Source organism: Pseudomonas nabeulensis (assembly GCF_004682045.1).
Classification (GTDB): Bacteria; Pseudomonadota; Gammaproteobacteria; order Pseudomonadales; family Pseudomonadaceae; genus Aquipseudomonas; species Aquipseudomonas nabeulensis.
The window spans coordinates 1-20761 of record NZ_QUZT01000029.1; the positions used below are offsets into that span (position 1 = coordinate 1).

General features: G+C 57.5%; 18 protein-coding genes and 2 tRNA genes. 1 reads left to right on the forward strand and 19 read right to left on the reverse strand.

Features of this window, described 5'->3' with window-relative positions; all coding sequences use genetic code 11:
* Window positions 1-204: 204 nt before the first annotated feature.
* From DYL61_RS16095 to rlmE, 16 genes are all read right to left on the reverse strand, one after another.
* On the reverse strand, window positions 205-552 hold the full coding sequence (locus DYL61_RS16095; protein ID WP_025857115.1) for a BON domain-containing protein: 348 nt from the start codon (window positions 550-552) through the stop codon (window positions 205-207).
* Between the two features lie 295 nt (window positions 553-847).
* The gene (gene pnp / locus DYL61_RS16100) at window positions 848-2953 is read right to left on the reverse strand and encodes a polyribonucleotide nucleotidyltransferase (RefSeq protein WP_016973759.1); all 2106 of its coding nucleotides are present in this window, start codon (window positions 2951-2953) and stop codon (window positions 848-850) included.
* Between the two features lie 195 nt (window positions 2954-3148).
* Window positions 3149-3418, reverse strand: coding sequence for a 30S ribosomal protein S15 (gene rpsO / locus DYL61_RS16105; RefSeq protein ID WP_020299907.1), 270 nt, complete (start codon window positions 3416-3418; stop codon window positions 3149-3151).
* A 117-nt stretch (window positions 3419-3535) separates the two neighbouring features.
* Window positions 3536-4453, reverse strand: coding sequence for a tRNA pseudouridine(55) synthase TruB (gene truB, locus DYL61_RS16110; RefSeq protein WP_135309139.1), 918 nt, complete (start codon window positions 4451-4453; stop codon window positions 3536-3538).
* 3 nt (window positions 4454-4456) lie between these two features.
* Window positions 4457-4852 (reverse strand): 30S ribosome-binding factor RbfA, encoded by a 396-nt coding sequence (gene rbfA / locus DYL61_RS16115; protein ID WP_003176137.1) that lies wholly within the window; start codon window positions 4850-4852, stop codon window positions 4457-4459.
* Between the two features lie 159 nt (window positions 4853-5011).
* Window positions 5012-7543, reverse strand: a complete 2532-nt coding sequence (gene infB / locus DYL61_RS16120) for a translation initiation factor IF-2 (protein WP_135309140.1) — start codon at window positions 7541-7543, stop codon at window positions 5012-5014.
* Window positions 7544-7570: 27 nt separating this feature from the next.
* Window positions 7571-9052, reverse strand: coding sequence for a transcription termination factor NusA (gene nusA, locus DYL61_RS16125; RefSeq protein ID WP_105698720.1), 1482 nt, complete (start codon window positions 9050-9052; stop codon window positions 7571-7573).
* A gap of 47 nt (window positions 9053-9099) precedes the next feature.
* Complete coding sequence (rimP, locus tag DYL61_RS16130) at window positions 9100-9558, reverse strand: ribosome maturation factor RimP (RefSeq protein WP_167497971.1); 459 nt, start codon at window positions 9556-9558, stop codon at window positions 9100-9102.
* A 140-nt stretch (window positions 9559-9698) separates the two neighbouring features.
* Window positions 9699-9775 (reverse strand) — tRNA-Met (locus DYL61_RS16135).
* 96 nt (window positions 9776-9871) lie between these two features.
* Window positions 9872-9957: transfer RNA gene (locus DYL61_RS16140), tRNA-Leu, on the reverse strand.
* 22 nt (window positions 9958-9979) lie between these two features.
* A complete protein-coding gene (gene secG, locus DYL61_RS16145) occupies window positions 9980-10363 on the reverse strand; it encodes a preprotein translocase subunit SecG (RefSeq protein ID WP_010206600.1) in 384 nt (127 codons plus the stop codon).
* A 4-nt stretch (window positions 10364-10367) separates the two neighbouring features.
* A complete protein-coding gene (gene tpiA / locus DYL61_RS16150; protein WP_135309142.1) occupies window positions 10368-11123 on the reverse strand; it encodes a triose-phosphate isomerase in 756 nt (251 codons plus the stop codon).
* A gap of 66 nt (window positions 11124-11189) precedes the next feature.
* Window positions 11190-12527 (reverse strand): phosphoglucosamine mutase, encoded by a 1338-nt coding sequence (gene glmM, locus DYL61_RS16155; protein ID WP_135309143.1) that lies wholly within the window; start codon window positions 12525-12527, stop codon window positions 11190-11192.
* Window positions 12528-12543: 16 nt separating this feature from the next.
* Window positions 12544-13395, reverse strand: a complete 852-nt coding sequence (folP, locus tag DYL61_RS16160; protein WP_135309144.1) for a dihydropteroate synthase — start codon at window positions 13393-13395, stop codon at window positions 12544-12546.
* Window positions 13396-13403: 8 nt separating this feature from the next.
* Window positions 13404-15314 (reverse strand): ATP-dependent zinc metalloprotease FtsH, encoded by a 1911-nt coding sequence (gene ftsH, locus DYL61_RS16165; RefSeq protein WP_105698716.1) that lies wholly within the window; start codon window positions 15312-15314, stop codon window positions 13404-13406.
* Window positions 15315-15514: 200 nt separating this feature from the next.
* On the reverse strand, window positions 15515-16165 hold the full coding sequence (gene rlmE / locus DYL61_RS16170) for a 23S rRNA (uridine(2552)-2'-O)-methyltransferase RlmE (protein WP_010206606.1): 651 nt from the start codon (window positions 16163-16165) through the stop codon (window positions 15515-15517).
* 106 nt (window positions 16166-16271) lie between these two features.
* Here rlmE and DYL61_RS16175 point away from each other — a divergent pair, with 106 nt between their 5' ends.
* The gene (locus DYL61_RS16175) at window positions 16272-16580 is read left to right on the forward strand and encodes a YhbY family RNA-binding protein (protein WP_010206607.1); all 309 of its coding nucleotides are present in this window, start codon (window positions 16272-16274) and stop codon (window positions 16578-16580) included.
* Between the two features lie 9 nt (window positions 16581-16589).
* On the opposite strand, the gene DYL61_RS16180 is transcribed toward DYL61_RS16175, so the two are convergent.
* The 3 genes from DYL61_RS16180 to carB are packed head-to-tail and all read right to left on the reverse strand — an operon-like array spanning window position 16590 to window position 20717.
* Window positions 16590-16994 (reverse strand): MFS transporter, encoded by a 405-nt coding sequence (locus tag DYL61_RS16180; protein ID WP_135309145.1) that lies wholly within the window; start codon window positions 16992-16994, stop codon window positions 16590-16592.
* A gap of 28 nt (window positions 16995-17022) precedes the next feature.
* Window positions 17023-17499, reverse strand: a complete 477-nt coding sequence (greA, locus tag DYL61_RS16185) for a transcription elongation factor GreA (protein WP_105698714.1) — start codon at window positions 17497-17499, stop codon at window positions 17023-17025.
* Window positions 17496-20717 carry a carbamoyl-phosphate synthase large subunit gene (gene carB / locus DYL61_RS16190; RefSeq protein ID WP_105698713.1) on the reverse strand — a complete coding sequence of 1074 codons (3222 nt, stop codon included), beginning with the start codon at window positions 20715-20717 and terminating at the stop codon, window positions 17496-17498. Before carB ends, greA begins: the two co-directional genes overlap by 4 nt.
* Between the last annotated feature and the right edge of the window lie 44 nt (window positions 20718-20761).

Genomic DNA, 20761 nt, shown 5'->3' on the forward strand with positions numbered 1-20761 from the left:
TTAGGGCAAGCCCCCTCCCACATTTGATCTTCATCGTCTTTCAGTCAGCATTCCAACCCACAATAGAACAGGCCCCGACACGAATGCCGGGGCCTGTAATGGCCACATCCTTGTGGCCGGTCGCATGAACTCCAGAGGTGCATTGAGTGGATATCTAACTCACTCGCCGCCGCCGCCGTCTAGTTCAAGACGATTCTTTGAGCGTTACTCTGCTTTCAGGCCGTCGGCCGATACAGCTTTAACGCCTTTGATTTTCTTGGTGATATTCACCGCGGTGGTTTTCTGCGCTTCGGTCACTGCGACGGTCGACGACAGGGAAACTACACCTTTGTTGGTTTCGACTTTGATGTCGGTGCCAGGAATGCCTTTCTCGGTCACCAGGTCACTTTTCACTTTGGTGGTGATCCAGGTGTCGGATGTCGCTTCTTTGGCCTTGGTCACTTCACCGGCGGCTACAACCATTGGAGCCTGGGAAGTTTGGGCGAACGCAACGTTAGCCATGGTCAGGGTCAGCGCGGTGGCAGTTGCAGCAGCGATAGCGAACTTCTTCATACGAGTAACTCCTGTTTTTTCTAAGGTCTGCAGCGTTTCAACGTTAATGCTGCAGGGTTACCTGTACTATTGCAGGCGCTGTGCCAAGTTTTAGATTCGAATATTTACCTTATAAATCAATAACTTATAAAATTCAGGATTTTCCGGAATCGTGCAACTTGCATGAACGCCATCGTGCCTGCATGCAAGTTGCGGCTTTTGCCTGGCGGTAAACGGCTGATTTCCTTTCACTTTCCAGCGCCCATAAAAAAAGGACTCCGAAGAGTCCTTTTTTCAGCGTAAAGCCTGGGAGTAATTAAACGCCCGAAGCCTTGGCAGCTGCTACGTCCTTGATGGACAGCTTGATACGGCCGCGGTTGTCCACGTCCAGTACCAGCACTTCCACTTCCTGGCCTTCTTTCAGAATGTCGGTCACTTTCTCTACGCGAGCGTCGCTCAGCATGGAGATGTGAACCAGACCGTCTTTGCCTGGCAGGATGTTGACGAATGCGCCGAAGTCGACGATACGCTCAACCTTACCGACGTAGATCTTGCCGATCTCGGCCTCAGCGGTAATGCCCAGAACGCGCTGACGTGCGGCTTCAGCCGCTTCCTTGGTTTCGCCGAAGATCTTGATCGAGCCGTCGTCTTCGATGTCGATCGAAGCCTTGGTCTCTTCACAGATCGCACGAATGGTCGCGCCGCCTTTACCGATAACATCACGGATTTTGTCGGTGTCGATTTTCATCGCGATCATGGTCGGAGCATTTTCCGACAGTTCGGTACGGGACTGACCAATGATCTGGTTCATCTGACCGAGAATGTTCAGGCGCGCTTCCAGGGCTTGGCCCAGGGCGATTTCCATGATTTCTTCGGTGATGCCCTTGATCTTGATGTCCATCTGCAGCGCAGTCACACCTTTGGCGGTACCGGCTACTTTGAAGTCCATGTCGCCCAGGTGGTCTTCGTCACCCAGGATGTCGGTCAGGATGGCGAACTTCTCGCCTTCTTTAACCAGGCCCATGGCGATACCGGCAACCGGCGCCTTCATCGGCACACCAGCGTCCATCAGCGCCAGGGAAGCACCACACACGGAAGCCATGGAGCTGGAACCGTTGGACTCGGTGATTTCCGATACAACACGGATGGTGTACGGGAACACGTCAGCAGCAGGCAGCATGGCCTGTACCGAACGACGTGCCAGACGGCCGTGACCGATTTCGCGACGACCAGCGCCACCCATGCGACCACACTCGCCCACCGAGAACGGCGGGAAGTTGTAGTGCAGCATGAACGGGTCTTTTTTCTCGCCTTCCAGGGTGTCCAGCAGCTGTGCGTCACGGGCGGTGCCCAGGGTCGCGACTACCAGGGCCTGGGTTTCACCACGGGTGAACAGGGCCGAACCGTGAGTCTTCGGCAGAACGCCGACTTCGATGTTCAGCGGACGTACGGTGCGAGTGTCGCGACCATCGATACGTGGCTTGCCGTTAACGATGTTTTCGCGAACGGTGCGGTATTCGATTTCGCCGAATGCAGCTTTGACGTCGCTGGAGGAAGGCTGGCCTTCTTCACCGGACAGCTTGGCTACAACCTGATCCTTCAACTCGCCCAGGCGAGCGTAACGGTCGGCCTTGACGGTGATGGTGTAGGCGTCGGAGATGGCAGCGCCGAACTCGGAGCGGATAGCGCCCAGCAGTTCAGTGGCTTCTGCTTGTGGAGCCCAGGTCCAGGTTGGCTTGGCCGCTTCGGCAGCCAGCTCGGTAACAGCCTTGATGACCGCTTGGAATTCGTCGTGGGCGAACAGTACGGCACCCAGCATCTGGTCTTCGGTCAGCTCTTTGGCTTCCGATTCAACCATCAGCACGGCTTCCGAAGTACCGGCAACGACCATGTCCAGGCTCGATGCTTTCAGTTGTTCGTAAGTCGGGTTCAGCAGGTAGCCGGTGCTTTCGTGGAAAGCCACACGTGCGGCGCCGATCGGGCCATCGAAAGGAATGCCGGAGATAGCCAGGGCAGCCGAGGTACCGATCATCGCAGCGATGTCCGGATCGGTCTTCTTGCTGGTGGAAACGACGGTGCAGACAACCTGCACTTCGTTCATGAAGCCTTCTGGGAACAGCGGACGGATCGGACGGTCGATCAGTCGGGAAGTCAGGGTTTCTTTCTCGGAAGGACGGCCTTCGCGCTTGAAGAAACCGCCAGGGATCTTACCGGCAGCGTAAGTTTTTTCCTGGTAGTGAACGGAAAGAGGGAAGAAGCCTTTGCTTGGGTCAGCGGTCTTGGCGCCAACCACGGTTACCAATACGGTAACGTCGTCGTCAACGGTAACCAGCACTGCGCCGGAGGCTTGACGGGCAATACGGCCTGTCTCGAGGGTAACGGTCGACTGACCGAACTGGAATTTTTTGATAACCGGGTTCACGGTGTCCTACCTTCTTTGTGGCTCTTGGGGGAACTTGTCTTCTTGCGAAATTCTTGGGCAATGTCGGGAATCGGCCCGAACCTGGTCCAGGGTAAAACGTGTATCCAGATAAAACTTGAGGCTGGGAGCCTACCATGGGCCAGCGGGAATCCCACTGATACACGGCAGACAACCAACCTCTAGCGCAATCGCTTATTAGCGACGCAGACCCAGGCGAGCGATCAGCGAGCTGTAACGGCTCACGTCCTTGCCCTTCAGGTAGTCCAGCAGCTTACGACGCTGGTTTACCATGCGGATCAGACCACGACGGGAGTGGTGATCTTTACCGTTGGCCTTGAAGTGACCTTGCAGCTTGTTGATGTTGTGGGTCAGCAGTGCAACTTGCACTTCTGGCGAACCAGTGTCACCAACAGCTTGCTGGTAGTCAGCTACGATTTGTGCTTTTTCTTGAACGTCGAGAGCCATGAGGCAATCCTTTTATCAGGAAACTGTTTCAGAAAAACAGTCTCAATAGGCCAGGGACAAATCCCTGTATCTAAAAATGAGTAGTGACCGTGCCTATTAACAGCCACCCTCGTTCGGTCATTCTGACCGAATCAGTCGACGCGGCGCGATGCGCCCGTCTTCGCTCACTTCACCGATACCGATAAAGCGACCATTGTGATCTTGTACCCGCACCATGCCGAACTTCGGGGCATCCGGGGCACGTACCGGCTGGCCGTTGAGCCAGTAGAACGCGCTGTGCTCCGAGAAGTGCAGCAATGGCCAATCGAGCAAACCGCTGTCCGACGGCATCAGGAAGCGATCAACCGCTTCGTTGCCACCTTCGGCATGTACCGCTTCCAGCTCTTCCAGCGTAACCGTCTGGGCCAGGCTGAACGGACCGGCCTGGGTGCGTCGCAGTTCTGCAACGTACGCGCCGCAACCGAGCTGTTCACCAATATCTTCCACCAGGGTACGGATATAGGTGCCTTTGCTGCAGTCCACGGCCAACCGGGCGGTGTCGCCTTCACAGGCGAGCAATTCCAAGCGCGCAATAGTAACAGAACGCGCTTCGCGCTCCACTACTTCACCCGCACGAGCCAGCTTGTAAAGAGGCTGGCCATCACGCTTGAGCGCCGAGTACATCGGCGGTATCTGACTGATTTGCCCACGAAAAGCGGGTAAAGCCGCTTCGATATCAGCACGACCAACGGTCACGTCGCGAACCTGCAAAACATCACCTTCGGCGTCGGCCGTGGTGGTGGTCTTGCCCAGTTGCATCAGGGTTTCGTAACCCTTGTCGGAATCAAGCAGGTATTGCGAGAACTTGGTGGCCTCGCCAAAGCACAACGGCAGTACACCGGTGGCCAAGGGATCGAGGCTGCCGGTGTGCCCGGCCTTTTCGGCGTTGAGCAGCCAGCGGACCTTCTGCAACGCCGCATTGGAGGTAAAACCAATGGGCTTGTCGAGCAGGATGATGCCGCTGACGTTGCGACGGATACGTTTGACCTGAGCCACCGCTTACTCCTTGGCGTCTTCAGGTGTGGACGGGTGCTGGCTGTCTTCAGCCACGGCGCGCTCGATCAGGGCCGACAGGTGCGCACCACGCACGACGCTTTCGTCGTAGTGGAAGTGCAACTGGGGAACGCTGCGCAGCTTCATTTCACGGGCCAACTGCATGCGCAGGAAACCGGCTGCCGAGTTGAGCACCTTGATGCTTTGTGCGATTTCTTCGCTGTTGTCCTGCCCCATCACGGTGATGAAGATCTTGGCGTGACCCACGTCACGGCTCACTTCTACAGCGGTGATGGTGACCAGGCCAACGCGCGGGTCTTTGACTTCGCGACGGATCAGTTGGGCCAGCTCACGCTGCATCTGATCGCCGATACGTTGGGTACGGCTGTATTCTTTTGCCATGTCTTGTTACCTGTTACTGCCACACGGTGAAACCCGTGGGGTCTGAAAGCGGCAAACGCCCGGCCTGACAAAAGCCAGACCGGGCGTTGCGTTTAGAGTCCGTACACAGCGCGGGGCATTTGCATGCCCACACGCCGCGTGGCTCCGGAAGTGCGCGAGTTAGAGGCTGCGAGCAACCTGAACCTTCTCGAAGACTTCGATCTTGTCGCCCACCTTGACGTCGTTGTAGCTCTTGACGCCGATACCGCATTCCATGCCGGCACGTACTTCGGAAGCGTCATCCTTGAAGCGGCGCAGGGATTCCAGCTCGCCTTCGAAGATAACGATGTCGTCACGCAGTACACGGATTGGACGGTTACGGTACACGGTGCCTTCGACAACCATGCAGCCGGCGATCGCGCCGAATTTCGGCGAGCGGAACACGTCACGCACCTCGGCGATACCCAGGATGTTCTCCCGAACGTCGCTGCCAAGCATGCCGGTAAGGGCTTTCTTGACGTCTTCGATGATGTCGTAAATGACGTTGTAGTAACGCATGTCCAGGCCTTCTTGCTCGACGATCTTGCGAGCGCCGGCATCGGCACGCACGTTGAAGCCGAACAGAACAGCGTTGGAAGCCAGTGCCAGGTTGGCGTCGGATTCGGTGATACCACCGACACCGCCACCGACAACGCGCACTTGCACTTCGTCGTTACCCAGGCCGTTCAAGGCGCCGTTCAACGCTTCGAGGGAACCACGTACGTCAGATTTGAGGACGATGTTAAGCGTCTTCTTCTCTTCCTGGCCCATGTTCTCGAAGATGTTTTCCAGCTTGCCGGCGTGAGCACGGGCCAGCTTGACTTCACGGAACTTGCCTTGACGGAACAGAGCCACTTCACGGGCTTTCTTCTCGTCGGCAACCACGCTCATCTCGTCGCCAGCGTCCGGGGTACCGTCCAGGCCGAGGATCTCGACCGGGATAGCAGGACCTGCTTCCTTGATTGGCTTGCCGTTCTCGTCGAGCATGGCACGTACACGGCCGTAGTTCGAACCGACCAGCACCATGTCGCCTTGGCGCAGGGTACCGTCTTGAACCAGTACGGTCGCAACTGGGCCACGGCCCTTGTCGAGGCGGGATTCAACCACAACGCCACGGCCAGGAGCCGATGGAGTAGCGGTCAGTTCCAGGACTTCGGCTTGCAACAGAACGGCTTCGAGCAGTTCGTCAACGCCAGTACCCATTTTCGCGGAGACTGGTACGAATGGAGTGTCACCGCCCCACTCTTCGGATGTCACACCGTGAACCGACAGTTCGCTACGGATGCGATCAAGATCAGCGCCCGGCTTGTCGATTTTGTTCACTGCAACCACCAGCGGAACGCCAGCTGCCTTGGCATGCTGAACGGCTTCGATGGTTTGTGGCATCACGCCGTCGTCCGCTGCAACCACCAGGATCACGATGTCGGTCGCCTTGGCACCACGGGCACGCATTGCGGTAAACGCAGCGTGACCAGGGGTGTCGAGGAACGTCACCATGCCACGGTCGGTTTCAACGTGGTACGCACCGATATGCTGGGTGATACCGCCGGCTTCGCCAGCAGCTACCTTGGCACGACGGATGTAGTCGAGCAGGGAGGTTTTACCGTGGTCAACGTGGCCCATTACGGTCACAACCGGCGCACGGGAAACCGCCTCACCTTCAAACTTCAGGGACTCAGCCAGGGAATCTTCCAGGGCGGTGTCGCTGACCAGGGTCACTTTGTGGCCCAACTCCTCAGCAACCAGTTGGGCAGTTTCCTGATCCAGTACCTGGTTGATGGTGGCCGGAGTACCCAGCTTGAACATGAACTTGATGATTTCAGCTGCCTTGACCGACATCTGCTGGGCGAGATCGCCAACAGTGATGGTCTCGCCGATCTTCACTTCACGCACGACAGGGCCGGTTGGGCTCTGGAAACCGTGGGCGTTGCGTTTTTTCAGCTTGGCCTTGCCGCGACCACCACGACGGAAGCCATCGCTTTCTTCGTCGGTAGTACGTGGGGCAACGCGTGGAGCAGGTGCTTTCTCTTTGACCGAGGCGCGATGCGGAGCGTTTTTGCGCTCGCCATCGCCACCACCACCGCGACGATTGTTATCGTCAGCACGTGGTTTGTCTGGGCGACGCTGTTCATCACGCTTGCGAGCATCAGCGGTAGGGGCTGGTGCTGGTGCAGCGGCAACCGGAGCGGCCTCACGCACAGCTTCAACCGGCGCGCTAGGCGCGGCAACGGCTTCAGCGGCAGCAGGTTGCGCAGCAGCAGGCTGGCGACGCGCTTCTTCTTCGGCGCGACGCTTGGCTTCTTCTTCAGCCTTCTGACGAGCAGCATTTTCTACTGCGCGACGCTCATCCAGCTCACGCTTGCGCTCGGCTTCGATTTCTTCCGGGCTACGTTGTACGAAGACTTTCTTCTTGCGTACTTCAACGCTGATGCTCTTGCTACCAGCAACACGCAGGGTGCTGGTGGTTTTGCGCTGCAGTGTAATCTTGCGCGGTTCTTCCACTTTCGCCTTGTGGCTGCTCTTCAAGTGAGTCAGCAAAGACTGCTTCTCACTATCGCTCACACCTTCATCGGCGGCGGTGTGCGGCAGACCTGCCTCACGCATCTGCTGCAACAGGCGCTCTACCGGTGTTTTGACCTCATCGGCCAGTTGTTTCACCGTGACTTGCGTCATGCACTTCTCTCCTCAGGCCGCGCCTAGTTACTCGAACCAATGGGCTCGGGCGGCCATGATCAACTTGCCGGCACGATCATCGTCAATGCCGTCGATGTCGAGCAGATCGTCAATAGACTGCTCGGCCAGGTCTTCGCGGGTAATTACGCCGCGCACCGCCAGTTCCATCGCCAAATCCTTGTCCATACCCTCAAGCGAGAGCAGGTCTTCGGCCGGATGGGCGTCTGCCAGCTTTTCCTCAGTAGCGATGGCTTTAGTCAACAAACGATCCTTGGCCCGAGCACGAAGCTCGTTGACGATATCTTCGTCAAAGCCGTCGATGTTGAGCATTTCTTCCAACGGTACGTAGGCAATCTCTTCCAGGCTGGTGAAGCCTTCATCGACCAGCACCTGTGCCAGCTCTTCGTCGACTTCCAGCTCGTCGATGAAGTTGCGCAGGATGTCACCGGTTTCAGCTTGCTGCTTAGCCTGGATGTCCGATTCGGTCATCACGTTCAGGGTCCAACCGGTCAGTTGGCTGGCCAGACGCACGTTCTGACCACCACGACCAATGGCCTGAGCCAGATTGTCAGCGCCAACGGCGATGTCCATTGCATGGGCATCTTCGTCAACGATAATTGCCGCCACTTCAGCCGGCGACATGGCGTTGATCACGAACTGCGCCGGGTTATCGTCCCACAGGACGATATCGACACGCTCACCGCCCAACTCACCCGACACTGCCTGGACGCGCGAACCGCGCATACCAATGCAAGCACCTTGCGGGTCGATGCGTTTGTCCTTGGAGCGGACCGCAATCTTGGCGCGCGAACCCGGGTCGCGGGACGCAGCCATGACTTCGATCAGGCCTTCGGCGATTTCCGGCACTTCGATACGGAACAGCTCGATCAGCATTTCCGGCGCGGTACGCGACAGGATCAACTGAGGGCCGCGGTTCTCGGTGCGGATTTCCTTGAGCAGCGCACGCAGACGCACGCCAACACGGAAGGTTTCGCGAGAAATGATGTCTTCGCGGGCCAGCAACGCTTCGGCGTTGTTGCCCAGGTCAACGATCACGTTGTCGCGGGTAACTTTTTTCACGGTGCCGGAGATGATTTCACCCAGGCGCTCGCGATAAGCGTCAACGACTTGAGCGCGCTCGGCTTCGCGAACCTTCTGCACGATGACCTGCTTGGCGGTCTGTGCAGCAATACGGCCGAACTCGATCGACTCGATCTTTTCTTCGACGACATCACCGACCTTGGCGCCCGGGTGCGTTTGCGCAACCTTGCTTGGCCAGGTTTCGATGGCCGGATCATCAAGATCGTCCTCTTCGACCACCGTCCAACGACGGAAAGTCTCATAGGCACCGGTGTGGCGGTTGATTTCCACACGCAGGTCAACTTCGTCTTCAAAACGCTTTTTGGTAGCAGTGGCCAGGGCCAGCTCCAGCGCTTCAAAAATCACGTCTGCCGGTACACCCTTTTCATTGGATACCGACTCAACAACCAGCAGTACTTCTTTGCTCATCGTACGCCTCGCCTTTCGCAAGCCATTGGATCCGCGGGATCCGCGTCTCAGTCAAAACTGGGAATAATGTTGGCCTTGTCGATCATATCGATCGGCAACAGGAATTCATGGTCTTCTACCTGCACCACGACGTCCTGCTCTTCTACACCGCGCAGAAGGCCCTGAAAGTTGCGTCGCCCGTCGAAGGGAGATCGCAGCCTGATCTTCACTTGTTCACCGGCAAATTTTGCAAACTGATCAATAGTGAACAGTGGGCGTTCCATGCCTGGCGAGGAAACTTCGAGGGTGTATTCAACGGAAATTGGATCTTCAACATCCAGCACACCGCTGATCTGACGGCTGACAATGGCACAATCGTCCACCAGCACGCCGCCCTCTTTATCGATATAAACGCGCAACATTGAGTGGCGACCTTGAGCCGAAAACTCAATACCCCAGCATTCATAGCCTAGGGCCACGACCACCGGGGCCAGCAAGGCCTGCAACTCTTCTAGCTTGCTCGACACCTGAACCCCCTCGTGCATGTATGTGCATGCTGTGCAAAATAAAAAAATGGGCGAAACGCCCATCCTTGAAACGCCGTCGAACAGCGGCGTTGAAAGTGTCCAGCTAACAAAAAGCCCCTTAAAAGGGGCTCCGCTAAAACTGGTTGCGGGGGCCGGATTTGAACCGACGACCTTCGGGTTATGAGCCCGACGAGCTACCAGACTGCTCCACCCCGCGACAAAGCTGGGGCGGAAGTATACGACCGATCCCTTACAGGGTCAATGTAACCTTCCACCTACAAGAAAGCCCGCAACAGCGGGCTCTCCTGATAATTGGTACCGAGAAGGGGACTCGAACCCCTACACCCTATGGGCACAACCACCTCAAGGTTGCGTGTCTACCAATTCCACCACCTCGGCAATACAGCGTTTAAAACTCTTCTTACTTCTGCTCTTGAGCTGGAGGTACGTCAGTCGCTGGAGTAGCCGACTTTTGCTCTTGAAGCACCGGGACATCATCAGAAGCCGGTTTTGCTTTTGGTACTTCCAACACTGCTGGGTTTGGCAAACCTACTTGAGTCAGCACATGAGCCTTCTCTTTAGCAAAGTAACCTAACCCCAAGCTGGTTATGAAGAAACCGGCGGCAAGTATAGCAGTAAACTTACTAAGAAAGGTAGAGGAACCTTGGCTTCCGAACACAGTATTTGAAGCACCTGCACCGAAAGACGCACCAGCATCCGCACCTTTACCCTGTTGCAACAAAACCAGGGCAACTACGCCCAGGGCAGCCAACAGATGAAAAACGACTACGACTGTTTCCAGCATTTTTTCAGTTTCCCGCGGCGCGACAGATCGCACCGAACTCATCTGCATTCAGGGAAGCTCCACCAATGAGCCCCCCATCGATATCCGGCATGCCGAACAGTTCGACCGCATTGGCCGCCTTCACGCTGCCGCCGTATAGAAGACGCACACCTTGTGCGACTTCAGAATTCTCTGCCGCCAACTGCGCGCGGATGGCTGCGTGCACATCCTGCGCTTGTTGCGGTGTAGCAGTCAGCCCGGTACCAATGGCCCAGACCGGCTCGTAAGCAATAACTGCCTTTGCAAAAGCACCGACACCCAGCTCCTCGATGATGCTGCCCAGCTGACGCGAGACAACTTCAAGAGTCTTGCCCGATTCGCGCTCCGCCAGGGTTTCCCCTACGCACAACACTGGAATCAAGCCACAAGCCTGTGCCGCTGCGAACTTGCGATTGAGTGTCCCATCACGCTCGCCCATCATCTGACGGCGCTCGGAGTGCCCGACAAGCACATAGGAACAACCCGCATCGACCAGCTGACTCGGCGCAATTTCACCCGTCAACGCACCTTGCATGGCTTCCACCGCAGAATTCTGCGCGCCGACCTGAATCGACTTGCCTTTCAAGCCATCAACCACTTGGGTGATATGCAAGCAAGGCGGGAAAACCGCGATATCAACACCGCTCGGCAAGGCCAAGTGACGAAGGCCATTGATCAGCTCAGCGACACTGGCGCGGGTACCGTGCATCTTCCAGTTACCAGCTACCATAGTGCGACGCATGCTGTACCTCGTCGGTCAAAGTGGGCGCAGATGTTACCCAACCACATCATCACTGGCAAGCCGAATTCAAGCGCAAACTTCAGTTACCAGTTTTGCCAGGTCTTCAGCGTGGGCACGAACCTGTGTTTCGTCGTCACCTTCGACCATCACACGCACCAAAGGCTCTGTGCCGGACTTGCGCAACAACACGCGACCACGCCCCGCCATAGCAAGGGTTACGCGCTCGCAGGCGTCTTTGACAGCCGGGTGCTCAATCGGGTTTTCGCCGCCAGCGAAGCGCACGTTGAGCAGCACTTGCGGACACTTGCGCAACGCTTGACGCGCCTGGGCCAGGCTCTCTCCCCGCGCCCGCAGCGCCATCAACACCTGCAACGCAGCAATGATCGCATCGCCGGTGGTGGCGTGCTGGAAGCAGACCACGTGCCCAGAATTCTCACCCCCCACCAGCCAGTTGCGCTCAAGCAACTCTGCGATGACGTAACGATCACCCACATTCGCACGCACAAAAGGAATGCCCAGATCCGCCAAGGCCAGCTCCAAGCCCAGGTTGCTCATCAACGTGCCGACAACACCGCCCTGGAGCTTGTTACGCTCATGCATGTCGCGGGCAATAATGAACAACAACTCGTCACCGTCGACGATTGCGCCGGTGTGATCGACCATCAATACGCGATCGCCATCACCATCGAACGCGATACCCAAGTCAGCATGCTCAGCCAAGACAGCGGCCTGCAATTGCTCCATATGGGTCGAGCCGCAATTTTCGTTGATGTTCAAGCCATCAGGCTGGGCCGACAGGACAGTCACCTGCGCACCCAGCTCTTTGAATACACTCGGAGCCACCTTATAGGTCGCACCATGGGCACAGTCGACGACGAGCTTCAGGCCCGCAAAACTGGTACTACTCGGCACACTGCTCTTGCAGAACTCGATGTATCGACCTGACGCATCGTTGATGCGCGACACTTTACCCAGCTTGCTGGACTCAACCACCGTCATCGGCGCGTCCAACAACTCTTCAATCATCAACTCGATCTCGTCAGGCAACTTGGTGCCCTGCCCCGAGAAGAACTTGATCCCGTTGTCGTCATGGGGATTGTGCGATGCACTGATCACAATGCCCGCTTCGGCGTGAAAGGTACGCGTCAGGTAGGCAATCGCTGGCGTTGGCATTGGCCCCAGAAGCAGTACATCAGCACCGGCGGCGGACAAGCCGGCCTCCAGGGCAGATTCGAACATATAGCCAGAAATCCGCGTGTCCTTGCCCACCAGGATTCGGCACGCGCCCATGCTGCGGAACGCCATACCCGCCGCCCAGCCCAGCTTGAGCATGAAGTCAGGAGTAATCGGGTATTCGCCGACACGACCACGGATACCGTCGGTGCCAAAGTATTTCTTAGTCATAAGCGCTCCATCATTCTTATTGGGCTGATTCAACGGCGGCAAGCATGCGCACCACATCCACGGTCTCGGCAACATCATGCACACGCAAGATGCGCGCGCCCTTCGTTACCGCGAGTGCCGCCAAGGCAAGACCGCCGTACAGCCGTTCGCCCACGGGACGATTCAAGGCCAGCCCTATCATGCTCTTGCGCGAAACACCGACCAACAGGGGCCGACCAAGGGCATGCAGCGCTTCCATATGCTTGAACAAGCTTAAATTGTGTTGCAGGGTCTTGGCGAAGCCAAACCCAGGATCGAGGACAATCTTTTCAGCAGCAATCCCCGCAGCGGCGCACTCTGCCATTCGCTCAGCGAGAAAACCACTCACCTCACCGACAAGATCATCATAGTGCGGGCTGTCTTGCATGTTGCCAGGCTCACCCAGCATATGCATCAGACACACCGGCAAACCGGTTGCCGCCGCGGCATCCAGTGCGCCGTCGCGCTGGAGCGAGCGCACGTCATTGATCAAGCCCGCCCCCAAACGCGCCGTTTCGCGCATGACCGCAGGCGTCGATGTATCAACCGAGATGATGACATCCAACTCACGCGCAATACGCTCGACAATGGGTGCGACCCGCTCCAACTCCTCAACAGGCGATACAACGCGGGCACCCGGCCGAGTGGACTCACCGCCCACATCAATCAAGGTTGCCCCCGCCAACACCATCGCTTCGGCATGCCGCAACGCAGCATCAAGCTGGCTGAAGCGGCCACCATCGGAAAAGGAATCGGGGGTTACATTAAGAATGCCCATGACATGTGTATGGGCCAAATCAAGAACCCGGTTGCCGCAAGGCAACCGGGTTGAGGACAACGCTGAAGTCATTTCAAACCTTAGTGATCAGCTGCCGGACCGCCGATTGGCGTTTCAGGGCGTTCATTCTGAACAACCGGCGGAGTGCCAGAGGTGCCCGAACCACCTTCCCAATCCCGAGGCTCACGCGGCGTACGGCCGGCCATGATGTCGTCGATCTGCTCGGCATCAATGGTCTCGTACTTCATCAGCGCATCGGCCATGGCGTCCAGCTTGTCACGGTTATCGGTCAAGATCTGCTTGGCCGTACCGTAGCACTGGTCAATGATACTGCGCACTTCGGAGTCGATCAGCTTGGCTGTCTCGCCGGAGAAGCTGGCGCTCTGACCGCCACCGCCACGACCCAGGAATACTTCGCCTTCTTCCTCGGCATACATCAATGGGCCCAGCTTTTCCGACAAGCCCCACTTGGTCACCATGTTTCGCGCAATTTGGCTCGCACGCATGATGTCGTTGGAGGCACCGGTGGTCACCCCATCGAAGCCCAAGGTCATCTCCTCGGCAATCCGCCCACCGTACAGCGAGCAAATCTGACTGATCAGCGCGCGCTTGGAGAGGCTATAGCGATCCTCTTCCGGCAGGAACATCGTGACGCCCAGAGCACGACCACGTGGAATGATCGACACCTTGTAGACCGGGTCATGCTCAGGCACAACACGACCCACAATGGCGTGACCTGCTTCGTGATAAGCCGTGTTCTGCTTCTCTTTTTCGGACATGACCATGGATTTGCGCTCGGCGCCCATCATGATCTTGTCTTTGGCCAACTCGAACTCTTTCATCTCAACGATGCGCTTGCCGACACGAGCAGCGAACAAGGAAGCCTCGTTCACCAGGTTGGCGAGGTCAGCACCGGAGAAGCCCGGAGTACCACGAGCGATCACGGCCGGAGCCACATCGTCACCCATCGGCACTTTACGCATGTGTACTTTCAGAATCTGTTCACGACCACGAATATCCGGCAAGCCGACCACTACCTGACGGTCGAAACGACCTGGACGCAGCAGCGCCGGGTCCAATACGTCAGGACGGTTGGTTGCAGCAATAACGATGATGCCGTCGTTCATTTCGAAGCCGTCCATCTCAACCAGCAACTGGTTGAGAGTCTGCTCACGCTCGTCGTGGCCACCGCCCATACCCGCACCACGATGGCGACCAACGGCGTCGATTTCGTCGATGAAGATAATGCATGGAGCGTGCTTCTTGGCCTGCTCGAACATGTCACGAACACGGCTGGCACCGACACCGACGAACATCTCGACGAAGTCAGAACCGGAAATGGTAAAGAAAGGTACCTTGGCTTCGCCGGCAATCGCCTTGGCCAGCAAGGTCTTACCGGTACCCGGAGGACCGACCATCAGTACGCCGCGAGGAATGCGACCGCCCAGGCGCTGGAACTTGCCCGGATCGCGCAGGAACTCAACCAACTCGCCGACTTCCTCCTTGGCTTCGTCGCAACCGGCAACGTCAGCCAGGGTGGTTTTCACCTGGTCTTCGGACAGCAAACGCGCCTTGCTCTTGCCGAAGCTCATCGGCCCGCCCTTGCCACCTGCGCCGCCTTGCATCTGGCGCATGAAGAACATGAACACCGCGATGATCACCAGAATCGGGAAGCTTGCTACCAGGAGTTGAGTCCAGATGCTTTGCTGCTCAGGCTGTTTGCCCTCGACCACCACGTGGTTATCCACCAGGTCGCCGATCAGACCGTTGTCCTGGATAGCCGGACGAATGGTCTTGAAGCTGTCGCCGTCGTTGCGTTTGCCGGTGATCACATAGCCATCAACCGCTACGCGCTCGACCTTGCCATCCTTAACTTGCTGGATGAAGTCGGAATAGTTGAGGGTCTGCGGCTCGTTAGGGCTGGAGAAGTTGTTCATCACCGTCACCAGAACAGCCGCGATGATCAACCACAGGATCAGATTCTTTGCCATATCGTTCAATTAACTACCCTCTGAAGCAAGCTCCGCTACTGGCGCGCGCTTCGCATGATATTCACCGGCCTAACTTACTACATTACCTACAACTCTGGCAGGCGCCGTCTGTAACCCTTTGTGAAACTTTGACTACACAATATTCGTAAAGCTTCGTGACGAAAGCGATATAAAAAAACCTATCGACTCCCTTCAAACCTTTAAAGACGCTCATCGCTAGCGGCGCCTTCGATACCACGGAACCCCCGCGCCAACAGATACTGCTCGCGAGACCGGTCACGGGAAGAGTCCGGTTTACGCATCTGCACCTTGTCGAACAGCTTGCGGATGTTCTTGTGGTACTCGTCGAAGCCTTCACCCTGGAAGACCTTGACCAGAAAATCACCACCCGGACGCAATACTCGTCCCGCCAGATCCAGTGCCAACTCACACAGGAACATGGCGCGCGGCATATCAACCGCCGGTAATCCACTCATATTGGGGGCCATGTCGGAAATCACAAGGTCTACCTGCGAATTTCCCACAGCTTCCAGGATCTCGGCCAACACAGCGTCCTGGGTAAAGTCGCCATGTACGAAGGTCACATCCGGGATGCTGTCCATCTCAAGGATGTCGGAAGCGATCAACCGGCCCTGCCCACCAATCAGACGACTGGCCACCTGGGACCAGCCACCCGGGGCAGCGCCCAGATCGATCACGCTCATGCCGGGGCGAAACAATTTGTCCTTGTCCTGCAGTTCCAGCAGTTTGTAGCTGGCCCGGGAGCGGTAGCCGTCCTTTTGCGCCTTTTTGACGTAAGGATCGTTGAAATGTTCTTGTAGCCACTTAAGACTGGTTTTGGAACGGGCCACGGGCCACCTCGAAAAATAAAACGGGTCGTGATTAACTGGGCGGTCCCGGACTCGCTCGGGTAAACTGGCCGCCGCTTTTTACAAGATCAGACGCAGGGGTCAGATTATGCCGCTCACTCAAGAGCAGAAGAAACAGTACAAATCCATTGGCCACCATCTGAAACCAGTTCTGATTGTGGCAGACAACGGTTTGACTGAAGGTGTGCTAGCCGAATTCGAACGCGCACTGAACGATCATGAACTGATCAAGATCAAGGTCAATATCCTCGATCGCGAAGCACGCCTGGCTGCCATTGCAGAACTGTGCAAGGTTGGCAAAGCGGACCTGGTTCAGGTCATCGGCAAGATGGCGCTGCTGTATCGCAAGAACTTCAGCGTCAACAAGCAACTGTCGAACGTTCATCGCTTCAAATGATTCAAAGGGTCACGGGCGTGCTTCGCGCGCCCTGCCACTCCATCCCGGTGCCGGCTGCATAACCAGCACCAGGCCGGAGAACCCTAGCACAAGATAGCTGAATAACTGCCAGCGCAACGCTTCCGGCAGCCAGACATGCACGATGCAATACATTGCACATGCATACAACGCCATCAACAGCAGTTGCCCGCGGATATCCCGCCACAAACTCTCCAAGCCTTCGGCCTTGACCAGCACCAATGCCTGGATCAACACGCACGCCGCCGCAAAACCCACCAGCAACGCACTCAGTAATCCGTCGATCTCATCGATCAACAACGGTGCCAGGCCAATCAGGCCCAGCGCCGGTAAAACGCCAATGTGCAGCAACCACAGGCCGCCCACCCAAAGCATCTGGGAGAGTTGCCAAAGCATGGCGCCCGCACGTAGCGGGCGCCGCCTTTCAGACGTGACGAACTTCGACAATCTCGTACTCGATCACGCCGCTCGGCGTTTTCACTGCAACCACATCACCTTCTTCCTTAGCGATCAAGGCGCGAGCAATCGGCGAACCAACAGAGATCTTGCCCTGCTTGATGTCCGCCTCGTCCTCACCCACGATGTGGTAGGTCACGCTTTCATCCGTCTCGACGTTGGCGATTTCGACGGTAGTGCCGAAAATCACCTTGCCCGTCTTCGGAATGGTCGTCACATCGATGACCACCGAGTTCTGCAGGCGGCCTTCGATGTCACGAATGCGCGCCTCGACCATACCCTGCTGCTCGCGAGCAGCGTGGTATTCGGCGTTTTCCTTCAAGTCACCCAACTCACGGGCCGTACCGATATCCTGGCTAAGCTTCGGACGGACGACCTTGGTCAGGTGGGCGTGCTCCTCTTCCAGGGCCTTGAAGCCCTGGACGGTCATTGGGTATTTGGTCATGCCTTCAATCCTGCGTGTAGATCCTGCAAGCGACGCACGGTCTTTTCCGGACCGAATTTGAGCGCTTCGCAGATGGCTTCGCCAGCAGCAATGGTGGTGGTGCAGTAGATCTTGTGCTGCAAGGCGTTACGACGGATGGAGTAGGAGTCCGCGATCGACTGGCGACCCTCGGTGGTGTTGATGATCAGGGTGACTTCGTCATTCTTGATCATGTCGACCACATGCGGACGGCCTTCCGTCACCTTGTTCACGCGACGCACTTTCAGGCCGGCAGCTTCGATCAGCTTGGCGGTCCCGGCGGTGGCCACGACTTCGAAGCCCAAGTTGATCAGATCACGGGCCACGCCTGCAACCAGCGGCTTATCGTCGTCACGTACGCTGATGAACGCGGTACCGCCGGTCGGCAGCACTTCGCTGGCACCCATCTGGGCCTTGGCGAACGCTTCACCGAAGGTATCGCCGACGCCCATGACTTCACCGGTGGACTTCATCTCTGGGCCCAGGATCGGGTCCACACCAGGGAATTTGGCGAATGGGAACACCGCCTCTTTCACGCTGTAGAAGTTCGGAATGATTTCCTGGGTGAAGCCGATTTCCTTCAGGGTCTTACCGGCCATCACACGCGCAGCGATCATCGCCAGGGAGACACCGATGCACTTGGAAACAAATGGCACGGTACGCGAAGCACGCGGGTTGACTTCAATGACGTAGATGTCTTCGCCTTGCAGCGCCAACTGAACGTTCATCAGGCCGACTACGCCCAGCTCCAGCGCCATTTTCTTGACCTGGTCGCGCATCACATCCTGGATATGTGCCGGCAGCGAGTACGGCGGCAGCGAGCAAGCGGAGTCACCGGAGTGAACGCCAGCCTGTTCGATATGCTGCATGATCGCGCCGATCACCACGTCGGTGCCGTCGCAAACAGCATCCACGTCCATTTCGATGGCGCAGTTGAGGAAGTGATCCAGCAGCACCGGGCTGTCGTTGGACACTTTCACCGCGTCACGCAGGTAACGCTTGAGCTCTTCTTCTTCGTAGACGATTTCCATCGCACGACCGCCCAGTACGTAGGACGGACGCACCACCAGCGGGTAGCCGATCTTGCTGGCTGCACGGATGGCTTCGTCTTCGCTGCGCACGGTGGCGTTTGGCGGCTGACGCAGGTTCAGGCGCTCAACCATTTGCTGGAAACGCTCACGGTCTTCAGCACGGTCGATGGCGTCCGGGCTGGTACCGATGATAGGTACGCCGGCAGCTTCCAGGGCACGAGCCAGTTTCAGTGGGGTTTGACCACCGTACTGGACGATCACGCCTTTGGGCTTCTCGACGCGCACGATTTCCAGCACGTCTTCCAGGGTCACTGGCTCGAAGTACAGGCGATCGGAGGTGTCGTAGTCAGTGGAAACCGTTTCCGGGTTGCAGTTGACCATGATGGTCTCGTACCCGTCTTCGCGCAGGGCGAGGGCGGCGTGTACGCAGCAATAGTCGAACTCGATGCCTTGGCCGATACGGTTTGGACCGCCGCCCAGGATCATGATCTTGTCGCGACCCGACGGCGCCGCTTCGCACTCTTCCTCGTAGGTGGAGTACAGGTAGGCAGTGTCGGTGGAGAACTCGGCCGCGCAGGTGTCAACGCGCTTGTAGACCGGGAAAATCTCCAGCTTGTGACGATGAGTGCGCAGGTTCTTCTCGGTCACGCCCAGCAACTTGGCCAGACGCTGGTCGGAGAAACCTTTGCGCTTGAGGCGGAACATCATGTCGCGGTCGATGCTGGCCAGACCCAGGGTCTTGACCTTCTCTTCTTCCTTGATCAGATCTTCGATCTGAACCAGGAACCACGGGTCGATCATGTTCATACCGAAGATGTCTTCGACGCTCAGGCCGGCACGGAAGGCGTCAGCCACATACCAGATACGCTCGGCGCCCGGTACGGTCAGCTCACGCTTGAGCACGCTCATGCTTTCCGGGTTGGCCAGGTCGAGTTTTTCGTCCAGACCGCAAACGCCCACTTCCAGGCCGCGCAGGGCTTTCTGCAAGGATTCCTGGAAGGTACGGCCGATGGCCATGACTTCACCCACAGACTTCATCTGGGTAGTCAGGCGTGCGTCAGCCTTGGCGAATTTCTCGAAGGCAAAACGTGGCAGCTTGGTCACAACGTAGTCGATGGACGGTTCGAAGGACGCCGGGGTCTTGCCACCGGTGATGTCGTTCGACAGTTCATCAAGGGTGTAACCCACAGCCAGCTTGGCCGCGACCTTGGCGATCGGGAAACCGGTGGCTTTCGAAGCCAGGGCCGAGGAACGGGAAACACGCGGGTTCATTTCGATCACGACCATACGGCCGGTGTTCGGGCAGATGCCGAACTGAACGTTGGAGCCGCCAGTTTCTACACCGATCTCGCGCAGTACCGCCAGGGAGGCGTTACGCAGGATCTGGTATTCCTTGTCGGTCAGGGTCTGTGCCGGAGCCACGGTGATCGAGTCACCGGTGTGCACGCCCATCGGGTCGAAGTTTTCGATGGAGCAGACGATGATGCAGTTGTCCTTCTTATCGCGGACAACCTCCATCTCGTACTCTTTCCAGCCGATCAGGGATTCGTCGATCAGCAGCTCTTTGGTCGGCGACAGGTCCAGACCACGGGCGCAGATTTCTTCGAACTCTTCACGGTTGTAAGCGATACCGCCACCGGTGCCGCCCATGGTGAAGGACGGACGGATGATGCACGGGAACCCCAGGGTCTCGAGGACCGCGTTGGCTTCTTCCATGCTGTGGGCGATACCGGAACGTGGGCACGCCAGGCCGATGGACTTCATGGCCTTGTCGAAACGCGAACGGTCTTCAGCCTTGTCGATAGTGTCGGCATTGGCGCCGATCATCTCTACGCCGAACTTTTCCAGGACGCCTTCGCGCTCCAGGTCCAGGGCGCAGTTCAGGGCAGTTTGGCCGCCCATGGTTGGCAGCAGTGCGTCCGGACGCTCTTTCTCGATGATCTTGGCAACGGTCTGCCACTTGATCGGCTCGATGTAGGTGGCATCGGCCATGGCCGGGTCGGTCATGATGGTGGCCGGGTTGGAGTTCACCAGGATGACGCGGTAACCCTCTTCGCGCAGGGCTTTACAGGCCTGGGCGCCGGAGTAGTCGAATTCGCAGGCCTGGCCGATCACGATCGGGCCAGCGCCGAGAATCAGGATGCTTTTTATGTCTGTACGTTTTGGCATGGGTTTGTCACTCAAATCCGCAGGTCAGTCGGCAAGCCGTCTTG

Bases quoted from the DNA above. Each gene is read 5' to 3' on its own strand.
- DYL61_RS16095 (WP_025857115.1), bottom strand. From the start codon at position 552: ATGAAGAAGTTCGCTATCGCTGCTGCAACTGCCACCGCGCTGACCCTG.
- rpsO (WP_020299907.1), bottom strand. From the start codon at position 3,418: ATGGCTCTCGACGTTCAAGAAAAAGCACAAATCGTAGCTGACTACCAG.
- rbfA (WP_003176137.1), bottom strand. From the start codon at position 4,852: ATGGCAAAAGAATACAGCCGTACCCAACGTATCGGCGATCAGATGCAG.
- infB (WP_135309140.1), bottom strand. From the start codon at position 7,543: ATGACGCAAGTCACGGTGAAACAACTGGCCGATGAGGTCAAAACACCG.
- nusA (WP_105698720.1), bottom strand. From the start codon at position 9,052: ATGAGCAAAGAAGTACTGCTGGTTGTTGAGTCGGTATCCAATGAAAAG.
- secG (WP_010206600.1), bottom strand. From the start codon at position 10,363: ATGCTGGAAACAGTCGTAGTCGTTTTTCATCTGTTGGCTGCCCTGGGC.
- tpiA (WP_135309142.1), bottom strand. From the start codon at position 11,123: ATGCGTCGCACTATGGTAGCTGGTAACTGGAAGATGCACGGTACCCGC.
- glmM (WP_135309143.1), bottom strand. From the start codon at position 12,527: ATGACTAAGAAATACTTTGGCACCGACGGTATCCGTGGTCGTGTCGGC.
- folP (WP_135309144.1), bottom strand. From the start codon at position 13,395: ATGACTTCAGCGTTGTCCTCAACCCGGTTGCCTTGCGGCAACCGGGTT.
- ftsH (WP_105698716.1), bottom strand. From the start codon at position 15,314: ATGGCAAAGAATCTGATCCTGTGGTTGATCATCGCGGCTGTTCTGGTG.
- DYL61_RS16175 (WP_010206607.1), top strand. From the start codon at position 16,272: ATGCCGCTCACTCAAGAGCAGAAGAAACAGTACAAATCCATTGGCCAC.
- DYL61_RS16180 (WP_135309145.1), bottom strand. From the start codon at position 16,994: ATGCTTTGGCAACTCTCCCAGATGCTTTGGGTGGGCGGCCTGTGGTTG.
- greA (WP_105698714.1), bottom strand. From the start codon at position 17,499: ATGACCAAATACCCAATGACCGTCCAGGGCTTCAAGGCCCTGGAAGAG.
- carB (WP_105698713.1), bottom strand. From the start codon at position 20,717: ATGCCAAAACGTACAGACATAAAAAGCATCCTGATTCTCGGCGCTGGC.